This window comes from Cupriavidus oxalaticus (genome assembly GCF_016894385.1).
In the GTDB taxonomy this organism is placed as follows: Bacteria; Pseudomonadota; Gammaproteobacteria; order Burkholderiales; family Burkholderiaceae; genus Cupriavidus; species Cupriavidus oxalaticus.
In genome coordinates this window covers 1,597,203-1,614,540 of the sequence record NZ_CP069812.1, presented here as the reverse complement: position 1 = coordinate 1,614,540, position 17,338 = coordinate 1,597,203, and the positions used below count along the sequence as shown (strand labels likewise).

Annotated in this window: 14 protein-coding genes; 8 read left to right on the top strand and 6 right to left on the bottom strand. The window is 69.5% G+C overall.

Annotated features, from left to right (window positions below):
- Nucleotides 1-3 precede the first annotated feature (3 nt).
- Nucleotides 4-858 carry an IclR family transcriptional regulator domain-containing protein gene (locus tag JTE92_RS19825; protein ID WP_063238998.1) on the top strand — a complete coding sequence of 285 codons (855 nt, stop codon included), beginning with the start codon at nucleotides 4-6 and terminating at the stop codon, nucleotides 856-858.
- Between the two features lie 12 nt (nucleotides 859-870).
- On the opposite strand, the gene JTE92_RS19820 is transcribed toward JTE92_RS19825, so the two are convergent.
- The 4 genes from JTE92_RS19820 to JTE92_RS19805 all read right to left on the bottom strand — a co-directional run bounded on the left by JTE92_RS19820 (nucleotide 871) and on the right by JTE92_RS19805 (nucleotide 4,652).
- Entirely contained in the window at nucleotides 871-1,719 is an 849-nt protein-coding gene (locus JTE92_RS19820; protein WP_063238999.1) for a dioxygenase family protein, read from the bottom strand.
- A gap of 22 nt (nucleotides 1,720-1,741) precedes the next feature.
- The gene (locus JTE92_RS19815; protein ID WP_063239000.1) at nucleotides 1,742-3,400 is read right to left on the bottom strand and encodes a class I adenylate-forming enzyme family protein; all 1,659 of its coding nucleotides are present in this window, start codon (nucleotides 3,398-3,400) and stop codon (nucleotides 1,742-1,744) included.
- Nucleotides 3,397-4,194, bottom strand: coding sequence for a citryl-CoA lyase (locus JTE92_RS19810; RefSeq protein ID WP_063239001.1), 798 nt, complete (start codon nucleotides 4,192-4,194; stop codon nucleotides 3,397-3,399). The genes JTE92_RS19815 and JTE92_RS19810 overlap by 4 nt, the downstream gene beginning before the upstream one ends.
- A gap of 149 nt (nucleotides 4,195-4,343) precedes the next feature.
- Nucleotides 4,344-4,652 (bottom strand): hypothetical protein, encoded by a 309-nt coding sequence (locus JTE92_RS19805; protein WP_063239002.1) that lies wholly within the window; start codon nucleotides 4,650-4,652, stop codon nucleotides 4,344-4,346.
- A gap of 246 nt (nucleotides 4,653-4,898) precedes the next feature.
- Here JTE92_RS19805 and JTE92_RS19800 point away from each other — a divergent pair, with 246 nt between their 5' ends.
- From JTE92_RS19800 to JTE92_RS19770, 7 genes are all read left to right on the top strand, one after another.
- Entirely contained in the window at nucleotides 4,899-5,573 is a 675-nt protein-coding gene (locus JTE92_RS19800; protein ID WP_232353264.1) for a TetR/AcrR family transcriptional regulator, read from the top strand.
- A gap of 64 nt (nucleotides 5,574-5,637) precedes the next feature.
- On the top strand, nucleotides 5,638-7,251 hold the full coding sequence (locus JTE92_RS19795) for an alkaline phosphatase D family protein (RefSeq protein WP_063239004.1): 1,614 nt from the start codon (nucleotides 5,638-5,640) through the stop codon (nucleotides 7,249-7,251).
- A gap of 164 nt (nucleotides 7,252-7,415) precedes the next feature.
- The gene (gene acnA, locus JTE92_RS19790) at nucleotides 7,416-10,040 is read left to right on the top strand and encodes an aconitate hydratase AcnA (RefSeq protein ID WP_063239005.1); all 2,625 of its coding nucleotides are present in this window, start codon (nucleotides 7,416-7,418) and stop codon (nucleotides 10,038-10,040) included.
- A gap of 79 nt (nucleotides 10,041-10,119) precedes the next feature.
- The gene (locus JTE92_RS19785) at nucleotides 10,120-10,860 is read left to right on the top strand and encodes an ABC transporter substrate-binding protein (protein ID WP_063239006.1); all 741 of its coding nucleotides are present in this window, start codon (nucleotides 10,120-10,122) and stop codon (nucleotides 10,858-10,860) included.
- 89 nt (nucleotides 10,861-10,949) lie between these two features.
- Nucleotides 10,950-11,930, top strand: coding sequence for a Bug family tripartite tricarboxylate transporter substrate binding protein (locus JTE92_RS19780; RefSeq protein WP_063239007.1), 981 nt, complete (start codon nucleotides 10,950-10,952; stop codon nucleotides 11,928-11,930).
- Between the two features lie 5 nt (nucleotides 11,931-11,935).
- Nucleotides 11,936-12,445 carry a tripartite tricarboxylate transporter TctB family protein gene (locus tag JTE92_RS19775; RefSeq protein ID WP_063239008.1) on the top strand — a complete coding sequence of 170 codons (510 nt, stop codon included), beginning with the start codon at nucleotides 11,936-11,938 and terminating at the stop codon, nucleotides 12,443-12,445.
- Nucleotides 12,446-12,466: 21 nt separating this feature from the next.
- On the top strand, nucleotides 12,467-13,966 hold the full coding sequence (locus tag JTE92_RS19770; protein WP_063239009.1) for a tripartite tricarboxylate transporter permease: 1,500 nt from the start codon (nucleotides 12,467-12,469) through the stop codon (nucleotides 13,964-13,966).
- An 18-nt stretch (nucleotides 13,967-13,984) separates the two neighbouring features.
- Here the strand turns inward: JTE92_RS19770 and JTE92_RS19765 are convergent, their stop codons facing one another.
- Together JTE92_RS19765 and pxpB are read right to left on the bottom strand one after the other, a co-directional pair.
- Nucleotides 13,985-15,715, bottom strand: coding sequence for an acetyl/propionyl/methylcrotonyl-CoA carboxylase subunit alpha (locus JTE92_RS19765; protein WP_063239010.1), 1,731 nt, complete (start codon nucleotides 15,713-15,715; stop codon nucleotides 13,985-13,987).
- A gap of 5 nt (nucleotides 15,716-15,720) precedes the next feature.
- Entirely contained in the window at nucleotides 15,721-17,322 is a 1,602-nt protein-coding gene (pxpB, locus tag JTE92_RS19760) for a 5-oxoprolinase subunit PxpB (RefSeq protein ID WP_063239011.1), read from the bottom strand.
- Nucleotides 17,323-17,338 lie beyond the last annotated feature (16 nt).

Sequence of the window (17,338 nt, the reverse complement as noted above, 5' to 3'; positions counted from 1 at the left end):
TGCATGACCTCCGCTGCCAAACCCACCGCCCCTGTCGACCAGGACACCCCGCCCAAGCTCGAAGAAGGCCACCGCGACTACGTCGCGGCGCTGGCGCGCGGACTGGCGGTGATCCAGGCGTTCACCGACGCCACGCCGGAAATGACGCTGAGCGAAGTCGCCCAGGCCACCGGCATGACGCCTGCCACCGCGCGCCGTGCGTTGCTGACGCTGCAGGCGCTGGGCTACATCGGCGCCAACGGGCGGCGCTTCGTGCTGCTGCCCAAGGTGCTGTCGCTGGGCGCCGCCTTCCTCAGCTCGATGAACCTGCGCGACATCGTCCAGCCCTTCCTGCAGGAAGTGGCCGAGCGCTTCCGCGATTCGGTCTCGCTCGCCATCCTCGACGGCGACAGCGTGGTCTACCTGGCGCATGTGCCCAGCCAGCGGCGCATCGCGTTCCGCGCCTCGGTCGGCTACCGGCTGCCGGTGCATTGCACCTCGCTCGGCCTCGCCTTGCTGGCGCATGCGCCCAAGGCCCTGCAGAACAAGGTCCTGGACAAGGCGCCGTTCCAGAAATTCACGCCGATGACGCTCAGCGATGCGGATGCGCTGCGCGCCGCGCTGGCACGCACGCTTGAACAGGGCTATGCGGTCCAGTACGGCCAGCTCGAGCTCAACGTCCTGTCGATCGCCGTGCCCGTGCGCGACCCCCAGCAGCGCGTGATCGCCGCCATCAACTGCTCCACCGAGACCGAGCGCACCAGCCCCGAAGAACTGGTCGCCACACGGCTGCCGGCACTGCGCGAGGCGGCCGCGATGATCGAAGCTGCCATCCGGCGGGCGCCCACGCTGGCGCATTCGATCCTGGCGGCCTCCTGAGCGACGCAGGGCTCAGGCCGTCACCGGCTCCGCCTCGGGCTCGATCACCACGTCCAGCGTCAGCAGCTGGTAGCCGTCACGCTGCGGATGGGGCCCCACCTCGACGATGTGGTCATCGATGGTCGAGAAGATGCAGTCGACCGGGTTGGCGGGGTCGCCCTTGAAATAGATCTGCGAGGTCAGCGTGCGGTATCCCGGCTGCACCACGCGGTAGTGGATATGCGGCGCGCGCTGGCGGTTGCGGCCCAGGCGCCGCATCAGCACGCCCACCTCAGTGTCCTCGCGCCCGATGATGTAGCCGCCCGGACGCACCGTGAAGATCTGGAAACCGCCCTCCGCATCGCAGCGCAGCTTGCCGCGCAGGTTGTCTTCGGACTGGGAGTCATCTTCGTTCTCGTAGCGGCCGAACTGGTTCGGCTGCCACACGACCAGCATTGCGCCCGGCACCGGCTGGCCCGTGCGCGCATCCCGCACGCGGCCGCGCACTTCGAGCCGCTGCCCCGGTTCCTCTGCCGTCGCCAGATGGCAGGGATTGCTGCCTTCGGCCACCTGGTCCTTGGGGAACGGGCCGGTCACGTTCTGCGGCGTGGCCTGGTCGTCGGTGCGGGCCAGGTCGAGCGCGCGCATGGTCAGGCCCATCATGTCGCACAGCATGATCAGCTCATCCTGCGCGGACACCCGGCCCAGCCAGGCGGCAATGCGATAGAGCTGGGCATCGGTCAGCTGCAGCTCGTCCAGCATGGCGTGGAAATGCCGCAGCGCCACGCCGAATTGCGCCTGCAGGGTCTCGTCGGAGCCGGGTGCGCCGGCGCACATGGCGTCCAGCGCGCGCTGGAGGGTGTAGTTGTCCTGGGTGCTCATGGTTGTCTCCTTTTGTTCTGGCTTATTGGCTGGCGGCCGACAGGTCGACCGCGCGCGCCAGCAAGGTCCGGTCAGCCTTCAGCTTGTGCTTGGCGGGCTTGTGCGTCGGTGTGTGCGGGATAGCGTCAACGGTGGCGATATAGCGCGGCAGCTTGTGCACGGCCAGGCGGCCGCGCGCCCAGGCGAGTAGCTCGGCCGCATCGGCCGACTGGCCCGGGCGGAACTGCACCGCCAGCAGGATTTCTTCCTCGCCAAGGTCCGCGGGCACGCCGATGGCCGCCGCTTCTTCCACCGCCGGGTGTTCGCCGAAGATGCGGTCGAGCTCGGCGCCCGACACGTTTTCGCCCTTGCGCCGGATCACATCCTTCTTGCGCGCGACAAAGACGTAGTAGCCGTCCACGTCCTGGCGCACCAGGTCGCCGGTGGCGAACCAGCCGTCGCGGAACGCCGCCTCGGTCTGGGCCGGGTCACGGTAGTAGCCTTGCATCAGCGTAGGCGTGCGGATCAGCAGTTCGCCCTCGCCGCCGGGGGCCACGTCGCTGCCTTCGTCGTCGACGATGCGGGCCTGCGGCACCGGCACCGCCGGATCAGGATGGGGCGAGATCAGGCCCATGGTGCCAAGCTTGTGCGGGCCGTCGAACGGGTTGGCGATCACGCCCGGGATTTCCGTCATGCCATAGCATTCGATCAGCCGCGGCACGTGGAACTCCTGCTTCATCACACGCACCATTTCCTGGGTCTGGGGCGCGATGAACATCTTGGTGATGCGGTGGCCAGGCACGAACTCGGCACGCGGGCGCCGGGCCAGGATGCTGCCGGCCGCCGCCACCAGGTTCACCTCCGTGGCACCGGTCTCGGCGGCGAAACGCCAGAACGACGACGCCGAGAACCTGCGCACCAGCACCAGGCAGCCGCCGCACGCCAGGGCCCCGCCCACCGAATACATCAGCGCATTGATATGGAACAGCGGCATCACGCACATCACGCGCTCGTCGGGCTGCAGTTGCAGCCGGCCGACGAAGGCTTCGGCGGTCAGCACGTAGCCGCGATGGCTGTGCATCGCACCCTTGGGGAAGCCCGTGGTGCCGGACGTGTAGATGATCAGTGCGGTATCCCGGTCGCCGCCATCGTCGGCAGGTTCGGCCCCATATTCGCCGGCAGCTTCGCCGGTCGCGGCCGCCATCGACTGCTCCAGCGTCGGCACGCCGTGGTCGCCAGGTTCGTTGGCGCGCAGCCAGACCCCACCGCCCAGCGCCCGGGCGATGGCCGCACCGGTTTCCAGCGTAGCCGGCGCACACACCAGCCCGCAGACCTGCGCATGCTGGAACACGTACAGCGCCTCGTCCAGGCGGTATTCCGGGTTGGCCGGCACCATGGTCGCGCCGATGCGCGCCAGCGCAAACATCAGCACGACCGTGGACGGATGGTTCGGGGACAGCACGCCGACGCGGTCGCCGCGGCGCACGTGCATGGCCTGTGCCAGCCATTGCGCGGCTTGCGCGATCCGCGCCTCGAGCTCGCGATAGCTCCAGGTCTCGCCGTCGAAGAGCAATGCCGGCTTGTCCGGATGCGCCGCCACGCGGGCCGCCAGGAAGCCGGTCAGCGTGAAGTCATGCGCCGGGTACTGCCTGAGCACGTCGAGCGGCGCCATCGTGCCGATATGGTTGGCGGGGGCGTTCATGATGCTTGCGCCGGCGCGGCGCTGTAGGCGATGGCCTGTTCGGCGGCATCGGCCAGGATGAAGCCAATCGGCTGGCGGCGTTCCTCCTGCAGGTGGGCGATCAGGCTCGCCACGCGCGCCAGCAGCGGCACCCCCTTGAGCGCGGTGGCGGGATAGCCAGCATCGAGCAGCACGGCGGGGATTGCGCCCGAAACGTTCAGCGGCAGGGGCTTGCTGTAGTGCTCGGGCACCGCGGCGGCTACCGCTTCCAGCGCGGCCACGTGGTCGCCGGCGACGCCCAGCTCCCGCGCGATGGCCAGCAACCGGTGCGCGCGCGGATCCCCCAGCTTGTGCGTCGGATGGCCAAAGCCGGGCAGCGGCTTGCGCGCCTGCCGCACGGCCCGGACCACGGAGTTCGCGCTCTCGGCCAGCGTGCCGTGTTCCCGCCCAGCGAGCACTTCCGCCAGCAGCTGGCCCGCGGTTTCCGATGCGCCCAGGATCACCGAGCCGCAACCCAGCACGCCAGCCGCCACGGCGCCTTGCAACGCGTCCGGCGCGGCGGCCAGCGTCATGCGGGCTGCCTGCACCGAGGGAACCAGGCCATGCTCCGCGATCGCCACGAGGCAGGCATCGGTGATCGCCACCAGCTTTGCGTCGGGCTCGCGGCCGGTCAGCAGGAACAGGAAGTAGGCGGTGAAGCCGGTCTTGCCGATCAAGGCCTCGCTCAGGTCTTTGCCATGCACCGACACGCCGTGGATATCCACATGCGCGATGCTGGTCTGCCCGGCTGCCCGGGGGTGTTTCGCGTCCGTCACGTTGTCTCCATTTTTTGCGCTATGCGCAATCTAATGCGATATGCGAATTATTTTAGGTGGGGGTGCAAGCGCCCGCAAGAACGGTAAACCCGCACCCGCCCTCGTCACGTGCGGCCGGCACTGCACGTCGCGCAGGACCGGCTTGCCGTTCAGGCGCCAGCCGTGAACGGGTCGGCGCGGCCAACACTGGCGAGTGCGCCATCGGTGAACAGATCCACCTGCCGCAGGGCGCCATCGGTGAACAGGTCTACCTGCCGCAGCGCGCCATCGGTGAACGGATCCGCCTTGCGCACGGCAATCCGGCGGAACTGCTCGTCGGCCAGGCGGCCGGATTGCGAACGCTGCAGGGCCTCGGCGACATGCCCCCCGTTTGTGTACACGTCCGGGGTGCGCACGGCAGCTTGCGCCCCGGCCGCCATCACCACCATGAGGATTGCGCCAATCGATGCCTTTTTCATCACTTGCTCCTTTCCAATTCCAAGAAGAACCTTGTGTCGGCCGGGGCACCCGCCCCGCGCCGCTCACGATCCAAATATAATTAAACCGTACCGTACGGTACCACATAAAGCAGAACGTCTTGCTCAAATTTTTTGAAGAAAAGGGCGAAACGTTGGCGGCCACTTGGGTCGCACAAGCTTTTGGTAGACTGCGCGGGGCGCCAGCGCCCGTCCCTTGTCACTCCTGGCTACCCGATGGCATCACCCGTGAGCGTTACCGACACCCCTCCTCACCGCCCGCCCCAGCGCATGACGCGCCGCGGCGAAGAGAAGCGCGCCCTGATCCTGAGCACCGCCGCCGACATGTTTCTCGAGCACGGCTACGACGGCGTCAGTCTGGACGACATCGTCAAGGCATGCGGGGGCTCCAAGACCAACGTCTACAGCTACTTCGGCGGCAAGGACGGCTTGTTCGTGGCGGTGGTGGAGCGGCTGTGCGACCGCTTCCTGGAAAAGACCGAAAAGGGCGTGGATGTGTCGCGCTGCGATGCGGCACAGGGACTCGACAAGATCGCGCACAGCTTCCTGCAGTCGTTGCTGGACGAACGCCACCTGGCGTTCCTGCGGCTGATCTTCGCGGAATCGCGGCGCTTCCCCGCGTTGGGGAACGCCTGGTATACACGCGGCCCGGCGGCGACCTGCGCTTATGTTGCGGCCTTCCTTGGCAGCCAGCAGGCGAGAGGCACACGGCTCTCCGCAAGCCCCGAGGTCAGCGCCCGGCTATTCCATGGCATGGTGCTGGCCAGCGTGCTGCACCGTACGCTGGCCACCGGCATGCGTCCGGCCGAGGCGGAGATCGATGCGCTGGTCCGCGACGCGATCGCGGTGATCGTGCCGGCCGTTGATGCCGGCCAGCCATCGGCAGGGCCCCGCAAGCAATAGCCCGATCCCGCAACTGGAGAAGGTGCGAGGCGATTTCCATTCCTCCCGACTGTCCGGAGCCGGCATGCAACGAAGAACTTTCCTCACGCTGGCAGCCTCTGCCGCACTTGCCACACAATTGCCCCGCTGGGCCATCTCCGCCACGCTGCGCCAGCGCGACCTGTTCGCGCTGGGCGTGGCAAGCGGTGCCCCGACGCCGGACGGATTCGTGCTGTGGACGCGCCTGCTCGAGGGCGCCATCCCGGGCACAGCGCAGGCCGATGCCGATGGCACCACGCCGTTGCCGGGACCGTTGACTGTCCAGTGGGAAGTCGCCGAGGATGAGGCATTCCGCCGCATCGTTCGCCGCGGCCATGCGCAGGCGCTGCCCGAACTGGGCCATTCCGTTCATGTGGAAGTCGACGGGCTGCGCCCCGATCGCTGGTACTTCTACCGGTTCATGCACGGCGACGCAGTCACCGCCCCTGCCCGCACCCGCACCGCGCCGGCGGCCGACACGCTGGCCCCGCGCGTGCGCTTTGCCTTTGCCTCCTGCCAGCGCTGGGAACAAGGCCACTACGCCGCGTACCGGCAGATGCGGCAGGAAGACCTGGACCTGGTGGTGTTCCTGGGTGACTACATCTACGAGACCGCGGTGCCCGCCCAGGCGCGGGCGCACCTGCCGCGCACGCACAGCCTGCCCACCGCGGCCAGCCTGCAGGACTTCCGCGACCGCTACGCGCTGTACAAGAGCGACCCGCTGCTGCAGGCCATGCATGCCGCGTGCCCGTGGCTGGTCACCTGGGACGACCATGAAGTCCAGAACGACTACGCGGGACGCGCGGGCAGCGAGCCCGCGGCAGCCTTTCTCGCCCGGCGCACGGCCGGCTACCAGGCGTTCTACGAGAACATGCCGATCCGCGCGAGCACGCTGGTGCACGGCACCGCGGGCCTTGGCACGCCGGATGCGCTGAGCATCCGGACACGCCACCGCTGGGGCCGGCTGGTCGATTTCCATGTGCTGGACGACCGCCAGTATCGCGATATCCAGCCCTGCCGCGAACCCGGCCAGCCCCGCAAGGGCTCCGTGTCCCCCGGCGCATGCAGCGCACTCTACGACCCGCGCCGCACCATGCTGGGCAGCGCGCAGGAACAATGGCTGGCACAGGGGCTGGGTCAGGACCGGCGCGACCAGACGCGCTGGAGCGCGATCGCGCAGCAGACCATCTTCTCGCGGCGCAACTACAAGGCGCCGCCGGAAGAAGCCTTCCACAGCGACACCTGGGACGGCTATCCCGCCGCGCGCCAGCGCCTGCTGGACAGCATCGCGGCCGCGGCGCCGCGCAATACCGTGTTCATCGGCGGCGATATCCACCAGCACTACGCTTGCAATGTGCTGGCGGACTTCAGCGATCCTTCATCCCGCGTGATCGCCAGCGAGTTCTGCACGACCTCCATCGCCTCGGCCTCGGGCAGCAGCATGCAGAGTGCTGCCAGTATCGTGGCCCGGAATCCGCATATCGTGCATGCGCGGCCGGACCAGCGCGGCTACACCGTGGTCGAGGCCACGCCCGCACGCTGGGCCACCACGCTGCGCGCCGTGGAAGACGTGACTCGCGCGGACAGCCCGGTCGGCACGCAGGCGGCGTTTGTGGTGGAGGACCAGAGGCCGGGCGTCCAGCGGGCCGCGGCTGGCTAGGCCGGCGCCCTTTGCACACTGCGGTGGCACGAACCTGCTGATTAAGGCGCACCAAGAGTTTGGCCCCGGGGCACGGATCCGGGGACTTCCGGGAATTGCATCCGGCTATCGTTGGGGCTTCCACTTTATTGCATTTTTACGCATAAACATGCAAAAATGCACGAATGGAAAACACCTGTCCCGCCCCAACTGCGGCGCTGAGCGTCGATAACGCCACTTATCGCATCGTCGATCTGCCTGCCGTCGCCGGCGACAAGCTCTGGCGCCTGCCCGTCGTTCTCCGCCTGCTGCTGGAGAACGTCGTCCGCAATGCCGAAGGCGTCGAGCGCGACGATGCGGTCGCCGGCATCCTGGCCTGGCTGGAGCACGGCACCAGCGAAGCCGAGATCGCCTACCAGCCCGGCCGCGTGCTGATGCACGACACCACCAGCACGCCCGCGCTGGTCGACGTGGCCGCGATGCGCGATGCCGTGGCCGAGGCCGGCCGCGACCCCGGCCTGCTCAATCCGGTGCTGCCGGTGGATTCGTCGGTGGACCACTCGCTGGCGGTCGAGTACTACGCCCGCGCCGACGCCGTGCCGCTCAACCTCGAAACCGAGACGCGCCGCAATGCCGAGCGCTACGGCTTCCTGCGCTGGGCCTCCAAGGCGCTGCACGGCGTGCGCATCCATCCGCCGGGCACCGGCATCATGCACACCATCAACCTCGAGCAGTTCGCCACCGTGGTCACTTGCGAGCAGCGTGGCGGCGAAGCCTGGGCCGTTCCCGACATGATGATCGGCACCGACAGCCATACGCCCATGGTCAACGGCATCGGCGTGCTGGGCTGGGGCGTGGGCGGGCTGGAGGCGCAGACGGTGATGTTCGGCATGCCGGTGATGCAGCGCATCCCCGATGTGATCGGCGTGCGGCTGGGCGGCGCGCTGCGCGCGGGCGTGCTGGCGACGGACCTCGCGCTGACGGTAACCAGGCGGTTGCGCGATCTCGGCGTTTCCGGCGAATTCGTTGAATTTTTCGGGCCGGGCGTGTCGACGCTGTCGGCCGGCGACCGTGCCGTGGTCGCCAACATGGCGCCCGAGTATGGCGCTACCACCGGCTTTTTCCCGGTGGATGAAAAGACCCTGCAATACCTGCGCAGCACCGGCCGCGACGAGGCCGCGATCGCGCTGGTCGAGGCGTATACACGCCGCGTCGGCCTGTGGTTCGACGGTGCCGCGCAGCCGCGCTACACCACCGTGCTGGAACTGGATCTCGATACCGTGGGCATGCACGTGGCCGGCCCGCGCCGTCCGCAGGACCTGCTCGGCTATGCCGACACGGCGCGCGCGCTGGAAAGGTTCGGCTTCACGCCGTCGCATGCGCATCCCGTCATGCCCAGGCATCCGGTCGCGCTGGCCGCGATCACCAGCTGCACCAATACCACCGACCCGGCGCTGCTGGTCGCTGCCGCGCTGGTCGCGCGCAAGGCGCGCGCGTTCGGCCTGCGCGTGCCGGCGTGGATCAAGACCTCGCTGGCGCCGGGATCGCCGGCGGCAGCGCGCTACCTGAAGCGCGCGGGGCTGATCGACGACCTCGCCGCGGTCGGTTTCGATATCGTCGGCTACGGCTGCACTACCTGCATCGGCAATCCCGGCCCGCTGACCCCGCCGATCGCCGAAGCCATCGCCGACGGCAGCGCGCAACCGGTGGCAATCCTGTCGGGCAACCGCAATTTCCCGGGACGCGTCCACCCGGACCTGAGCCTGGGCTTCATCATGTCACCGCCGCTGGTGGTGGCGTTCGCGCTGGCGGGCAATGCCGAGGCCGACCTGAGCCGCGACCCGGTGCAGACCGCCGCGGACGGCACGCAGGTTTACCTGAAAGACCTGTGGCCCACGCGTGAGGAAATCGATGCACTGGTGGCGCGCGGCACCGCGCCCGCCGATTACCGCGAGGCCTTCCGCGCCGCCGCCGCCAATCCGCTGTGGCATGCCCTGCCCTCGGCCGATACACCGCGCTACCCGTGGAACCCGGCCTCGACCGCGCTGCGCCGCCCGCCGTTTGCTTCCGCCGACCAGGGTAGCCAGCTGGGCAGCTATACGGCCTACCCGCTGCTGGTGCTGGGCGACGACATCACCACCGACCATATCTCGCCGGCCAGCGCGATCCCGAAGGACAGCTTCATTGCCGACTTCCTGGTCGCGCGCGGCGAGGACCGCAACGACCTGAACGTGTTCGCCTCGCGCCGCGGCAACTGGGAAGTGATGATGCGCGCCGCGTTCTACAACAAGACGCTGGGCAACCTGCTGCATCCCGCCGCCCCGGTGGGCCACACGCTGCACGTGCCCAGCAACGAAGTCCAACCGATCTTCGAAGTCGCCGAGCGCTACCGTGCAGCCGGCGATCCGGTCGTGCTGATTGCCGGCGAACGCTATGGCACCGGCTCGTCGCGCGACTGGGCGGCCAAGGGCCAGCGGCTGCTCGGCATCCGCGCGGTGATCGCGCCGAGCTTCGAGCGCATCCACCGCTCCAACCTGATCGGCATGGGCATCCTGCCGGTCCGGCTGCCGCGCGGCGCCGGCCCGCACACCCTCGGCATCAGGCCAGGAGACAAGATCCACGTGGAGGCACCCGCGGATGCCATCGCGCCGCGCTGCCGCATCCCAATCCGCATCGTGCGCGCCGGCGGTGCCGTCGATGCGATCGACGCCACGGCCGCCGTGGAAACGCAGCTCGAAGTCGAGTTGCTGCGGCGTGGCGGTGTCATCCCGCTGATCCTGCACAAGACGCTGTCGCAGCCGGCCGGCTGATACGCCTGTCCCGCAGCAGTCGCCATCTCCAACTTGCGGCCCGGCTCTTGCCGGGCCAGCCCCAAGCCCTGACTTCACCATGCGCCCTGACCCGGAACTGATTGCAGCCTTCGCCCCCACCGGCGTGCTGCGTGCCTCGATCAACCTCGGCAACCCGATCCTCGCCAACCGGGGCAAGGACGGCCAGCCTTTCGGTGTGTCCGTCGACCTGGCCAATGCGCTGGCACAACGCCTGGACCTGCCGCTGCAGCTGGTGGTGGTCGACGCCGCCCGCAAGTCGGTCGAAGTGGTTTCCAGCGAGGAGGCCGACGTCGGCTTCTTCGCCATCGATCCGAAGCGTGCCGCGACCATCCATTTCACCGCGCCCTATGTGCTGATCGAAGGCTGGTACCTGGTGCGCGACGATTCGCCGCTCCGCGCCAATACCGAGGTCGACGTCGCCGGCAACCGCGTCGCGGTCGGCCAGGGCAGCGCCTATGACCTGTTCCTGACGCGCGAACTGAAAGCGGCGCAGATCGTGCGCGCGCCGACTTCGCCCACGGTCGTCCGGACCTTCCTGGAGCAAGGGCTGGAAGTGGCCGCCGGCGTGCGCCAGCAACTGGAAGCGGACGCCGCGAAGCACCCCGGCCTGCGCTTGCTGGACGAGCGCTTCATGGTCATCCGCCAGGCCATGGGCCTGCCCCAAAGCCGCGGCAGCGCCGCCGCCGCGTACCTGCATGCCTTTGTCGAGGAGATGAAGGCGGGCGGCCTGGTCGCGCAGTCGCTGGCACGGCACCAGATCGCTGGCGCGTCGGTCGCGCCCGCCGGGGCTGCCGCCTGATTTCCACAATCCCTACGTTCAACCCCCGCCTGCGCCCGCGCCATCGCAATCACCGCGCAGGCCGCCAGCGCATGACAACAGGAGACACCATGCTTGCCAGACTGAACCGGCTCGCCGCCACCACCGCACTGGCGCTGCTCGGCGCCAGCGTGCCGCTGCACCACGCCCACGCACAGGCCACGCCCCTTGAACTGAAGATCACCGCCCCTGCCGCACCCGGCGGCGGCTGGGACGGCGCTTCGCGCTCGCTGCAGCAGGCCATGGTCGCCAGCGGCGCGGCAAGGAGCGTGCAGGTCAACAACATCCCCGGCGCCGGCGGTACCGTGGGCCTGGCGCAGTTCGTCAACAACGCCAAGGGCGACGGCAACCAGCTGATGACCATGGGCATCACCATGCTCGGCGCGGTGGTCACCAACAAGGCACCGGTCAGCCTCGACAAGGTCACGCCGATCGCGCGCCTGACCGCCGATGCGCTGGTCGTGGTGGTGCCGGCCAATTCGCCGCACAAGACCATCCAGGACCTGTCCGCGGCGATCAAGGCCGATGCCGGCAAGGTGGTGTGGGCGGGCGGTTCCGCCGGCGGTGCCGACCACATGCTGGCGGCGCTGGTGGTCAAGGCCGCGGGCGGCAATACCGCACGGCTGAACTACGTGCCGTTCTCCGGCGGCGGCGAGGCGCTGGCCGAAATGCTGGGCGGCCGCGTCACCGCGGGCATCTCGGGCTACAACGAGTTCGAGAGCCAGATCAAGACCGGCAAGCTGCGCGCGCTGGCGGTCTCCTCGGCGCAGCGCATGCCCGGCATCGCCGTGCCCACGCTGAAGGAGCAAGGCATGGATGTCGAGCTGCTGAACTGGCGCGGCATCGTGGCGCCGCCGAACGTGTCGCCGCAGCAGGCCGCGGCGCTGGCCGCGGCGGTCGACAAGGCGGTCAAGTCGCCGGAATGGCAGAAGATCCTCAAGGCCCGCGGCTGGGACGATGCCTACCTGCCTGCCGACAAGTTCGGCGCCTACCTGAAGTCTGAACAGGCGCGCGTGCGCGACATCCTGGCATCGATCGGCCTGGCGAAATGAAAGCGATGACCACACAAGCCCAACCCAGCGCTGGCGCCGCGGCGCGCTTCGATAAACCCAAGGCCATCGTTGGCGCCGGGCTGTTGCTGCTGGCGCTGGTGGTGTTTGCCGATGCCAGCCAGCTGCCGCCGGCACCCGCCGCGGGCATCGGCCCCGCCGTTGGCATGCGGTTCGTGGCCGGGCTGCTCGGCGTGCTCGGCGCCGCGCACCTGGTCACCGCGGCGCGACGCGGCGGCACAACGGAAGCCACTGCGCACGAGACGATGAACTGGAAGGCGGTCGGCTGCGTGCTGGCCGGGCTGCTGGCGCTGATGGCGGTGCTGCAGCTGCAGCTCGGCTTTATCGCCGGCGCCACGCTGCTGTTCATCGCCACCGCGCTCGGCTTCGGCGAGCGCCGCGTGTTGCGCTCGGCCGCGATCGGCGTGGTGCTGAACCTGCTGGTGTACGCGTTCTTTGCCAAGGCCCTGTCGCTGGCGCTGCCAGCCGGGCCGCTGGAACGCCTGGTATTCGGTTAAGCGGCAAAGAAGGAGTTTTACATGGATGTCTTTACCTACCTGGCCCAGGGCCTCGCCGTCGCGGCGCAGCCGGGCAACCTGCTCTTTGCCGGCATCGGCGTGCTGCTCGGCACGCTGGTCGGGATCCTGCCGGGCATCAGCCCGTCGCTGACCGTGGCGCTGCTGCTGCCAGTCACGTTCAAGCTCGACCCGACCGGCTCGCTGATCATGTTCGCCGGGATCTACTTCGGTGGCATGTACGGCAGTTCGACCACGGCGATCCTGATCAACACGCCGGGCGAAGCGGCCTCGATCGCGACCGCGATCGAAGGCCACCGCATGGCCCGCGCCGGCCGTGCCGGGCAGGCACTGGCAACCGCGGCAATCGGCTCCTTCGTGGCCGGCACGCTGGCCACCGTGGGCCTGGCGCTGCTGGCGCCGGTGCTGGTCGACCTGGCGGTGCAGTTCGGGCCGTGGGATTACTTTGCGCTGATGGTGCTCGCCTTTGTCACGGTGTCGGCCACCTTCGGCGATTCCACGCTGCGCGGGCTGACCAGCCTGGCGCTCGGCATCGGCCTTGGGCTGATCGGCATCGACAAGCTGACCGGGCAGGCGCGGCTGACCTTTGGCGTGCCGGAGATGCTCGACGGCATCCAGGTCACCACGCTGGCGGTGGGCCTGTTCGCGATGGGCGAGACGTTCTTTTCCGCGGCGAAGTTCACGGGCGTGCACGACACCATCGAAGCCGTCAAAGGCGGCCTGCGCATGACCGCCACGGACTGGAAGCGCTCGTGGAAGGCGTGGCTGCGCGGCACCGCGCTGGGCTTCCCGATCGGCGCGCTGCCGGCCGGAGGCGCCGAGGTGCCGACGCTGCTGTCTTACACCGTCGAGCGCAAGCTGACCGACCACCAGGACGAGTTCGGCCGCGGCGCGATCGAAGGCGTGGCAGGCCCCGAGGCGGCCAACAACGCCGCCGCCACCGGCACGCTGGTGCCGCTGCTGACGCTGGGCCTGCCCACCTCCGCCACCGCCGCGATGATGCTGGCCGGCTTCCAGCAGTACGGGCTGGTACCGGGACCGCTGCTGTTCGCCGACAAGCCCGACCTGGTGTGGGGGCTGGTAGCCAGCCTGTTTATCGGCAACGTAATGCTGCTGGTGCTGAACCTGCCGCTGATCGGCATCTGGGTGCGCCTGCTCAAGCTGCCGCAGCCGTGGCTGTACGCCGGCATCCTGGTGTTCGCGGCGATGGGCACGCTGGCGGCCAACCCCTCCATCGTCGAGCTGGCCATGCTGGTCGTGTTCGGGCTGGTCGGCTTTGCCATGCGCTGCCACGACTACCCGGTCGCGCCGATGATCGTCGGGCTGATCCTGGGGCCGATGGCCGAAAGCCAGTTCCGCCGCGCGATGCAGATGAGCTTGGGCGACCCGCTTGTGTTCGTGTCGCACCCCGGCTCGGCAGCGCTGCTGGTATTGGCCGCCGCGGCGCTGGTCGCACCTTTTGTGTTCAAGGGCCTGCGCAAGATGGGCGGCGCCGACGAATAGGCCGGCGCCCTTCCGCACTCACTCCACGCTGGCCAGCCGCGCGCCCGCGGCCAGGAACACGCCCGTTTCAGCCTGCCACGTGACGCGGCCGCTGCGATGGGCGTGGACCTGCATCTCCATCTTCATCGCTTCCATCACGGCGATCAGGTCGCCCTCCTTGACCTCGTCGCCCGCGTTGACTTTCCAGGCCTGCACCGTGCCGGCGATCGGCGAAGGCAGGTCGGCGGCATTGGTGGTGGCAGCCGGCGCGGTGGCGGGCGCACCGCCCTGCACCGGCGCGTCGGCCAGGCCGCGCAGCAGCTGCGCCGGCAGGCCCAGCACCATGCGGCGGCCGTCGATCTCGATCGCTGTGCGCAGCAGGCTGCCATCCGGCTGCGGCTCGGCGCGCACGGCGGCGGCCAGCGGCTCGGTGAAGTCGGATTCGATCCAGCGCGTATGGACCTTGAAGCCGTCGGCGCCAAGGAAATCGGCATGGTCGATCACGGCGCGATGGAACGGCAGCACCGAGGCCACGCCCTCGATGCGGAACTCGCGCAGCGCGCGGCGCGCACGCGCCAGCGCCTGCTCGCGCGTGGCGCCGGTCACGATCAGCTTGGCCATCAGCGAGTCGAAGGTGCCGGGCACCACCGAACCGGTCTGCACGCCCGAATCGACGCGCACGCCCGGCCCCGACGGCGCCTCGAAACGCTGCACCGGGCCGGGCGTGGGCAGGAAGCCGCGGCCGACGTCTTCGGCGTTGATGCGGAACTCGATCGAATGGCCCAGCGGCGCCGGCGTTTCGGTGATCGACAGCGGCAGGCCGTCGGCCACGCGCAGCTGCTCGACCACCAGGTCGACGCCGGTGGTCTGCTCGGTCACGGGGTGCTCGACCTGCAGGCGGGTGTTGACCTCCAGGAACGAGATCGCGCCGCCGGTGCTGAGCAGGAACTCGACCGTGCCGGCGCTGGTGTAGCCGGCGGCGGCGCAGATATCGCGCGCGGCGGCGTGGATGCGGGCGCGCTGTTCGTCGCTCAGGAACGGCGCCGGGGCCTCTTCCACCAGCTTCTGGTTGCGCCGCTGCAGCGAGCAGTCGCGCGTGCCGAGCACCACCACGTTGCCGTGCTGGTCGGCCAACACCTGGGCTTCGATATGGCGCGGCTTGTCGAGGAACTGCTCCACGAAGCATTCGCCGCGGCCGAAGGCAGTGACCGCCTCGCGCACGGCCGACGCGTACAGCTCTTCGACTTCATCCATGCGCCAGGCGATCTTCATGCCGCGGCCGCCGCCGCCGAACGCTGCCTTGATGATGATGGGCAGGCCGTGGCGCTCGGCAAAGGCCAGCACTTCGTTGGCGTCGGTCACCGGATCGGGCGTGCCGGCCACCAGCGGCGCGCCCACCTGCAGCGCGATCTTGCGGGCTTCCACCTTGTCGCCCAGCCGGGCGATGGTTTCCGGCGACGGGCCGATCCAGGTCAGGCCGGCATCGATCACCGCGCGGGCGAAGGCTTCGCTTTCCGACAGGAAGCCGTAGCCCGGGTGCACGGCGTCGGCGCCGCTGCGCCGCGCGATCTCGAGCAGCTTGGGGATATTCAGGTAGGTGTCCGCCGGGCGGTCGCCGCCGAGGCCGTAGGCTTCGTCGGCCAGGCGCGCGTGGATGGCGTCGATATCGGCGTTGGCATAGACGGCGACGGAGGCCACGCCATAGTCGGCGCAGGCGCGGATGATGCGAACGGCGATCTCGCCACGGTTGGCAATCAGGACTTTCTTCATGGCAATTACGGTTGCAGTTCTTCGAAGGCGCCGACGGGATGGAAGCGCAGCCAGGCACCGACCGGGATTTGTCCGGCGCGGTCGAGGTGATAAGGCGCCACCGCACCGATCACGGGATAGCCGCCGGTCAGTGGATGGTCGGCCAGGAACAGGACGGGCTGGCCACTCGGCGGCACCTGCAGCGCCCCGAGCGCGGTGCCTTCGCTGGGCAGCTCGCCGCCGATGGCACGTTCCAGCGGCACCTCGCCGGCCAGGCGCAGGCCCACGCGGTTGGATTGCGGCGTGACCTGCCAGCGCTGCGCGGCCAACCGTTGTACGGATTCGGTGGTGAACCAGTCGGTGCGGGGGCCAAGCACCACGTCCAGCACGACTTCCTGCTCCACCGTGGGCAGGTTCTCGGCAGGCATTTCTGGTGCGCCCACGATGGCGCCGGCCGGAGCCTGGCGCAGGCCGATCACATCGCCCACCGCCAGCGGCGCGGGTCCGACCCTGGCCAGCGTGTCGGTGGCGCAGCTGCCCAGCACCGGCGCCACCGCAAAGCCGCCGCGCGCGGCCACGTAGCAGCGCGCGCCGGCCAGCGGCTGGCCGATGGCCAGTGTGTCGCCATCGGCGAGTGCCACGGCCTGGTGGTTCGGGACGTCCCATTGGCGGCCATCGGCGGTGCGCACCGTCAGCGGCGCGTCGGCGCCGGTGACGGCCAGCACGCTCTCGCCCACGCTCTGCAGCTGCAGGCCCGCGCCGATGGTCTCGAGCGCCGCGGCATCGCTGCGGTTGCCCACCAGCCGGTTGGCGGCCTTGAGCGCCGCCTGATCCATCGCGCCCGAGGCCGAGACGCCCTGCCCCGCCTGGCCGTGCCGGCCCAGGTCCTGGAACACGGTCTGCAGGCCGGTACCCTTCACCTTCAGCGCGGCGGCCGCAGGCGCAACATCAGACTGCTCGGGCTGGCGCGCCGGCGCCGCGGCAACGCTGCCGGCCGGATGCGCCACGCCATTGCGCCTCGCCATATCGACAAAACGCACGCGATAGCCGGGCTGCAGCAGCGCGGGCTGATCGCGATCCAGGTCCCACATCGCCACCGGCGTCACGCCGAGGATCTGCCAGCCGCCGGGACTGGCCTGCGGATACACGCCGCTGAAGGTGCCCGCCAGGCCGACGGCGCCGGCGGGAATGCGCGTGCGCGGCGTACTGCGGCGCGGCACGTCGAAGCTGGGATGGCCGCCGCTCAGATAGGCAAACCCGGGGGCAAAGCCGGTAAAGGCCACGGTGTATTCGCTGCCGGTGTGGCGGCGCACCACTTCCTCCGGCGTGATGCCCAGCAGCCCGGCGACTTCGGCCAGGTCCTCGCCGTCATAGCGCACCGGGATCTCGACCAGGATGTCGCTGCGCTCGACGCGCTGCGACAGGTCGCGCGCGGCGATGGCCCGTACCAGCGCGGCGGCGCTGGTCGCCGACGGGCGGAAGTGAACGAGGATGGTGCGCGCGGCGGGCACCAGCTCGGCCACGCCAGGCAGCGGGTCGCGCTGCAGCGAGGCCAGCAGGGCCAGCGTCTGGTCGAGGTCGGCCAGCTCTACCAGCAGGGCATTCGAGGTGACGGGCAGGAAACGCAAGACTAGCTCCGTATAG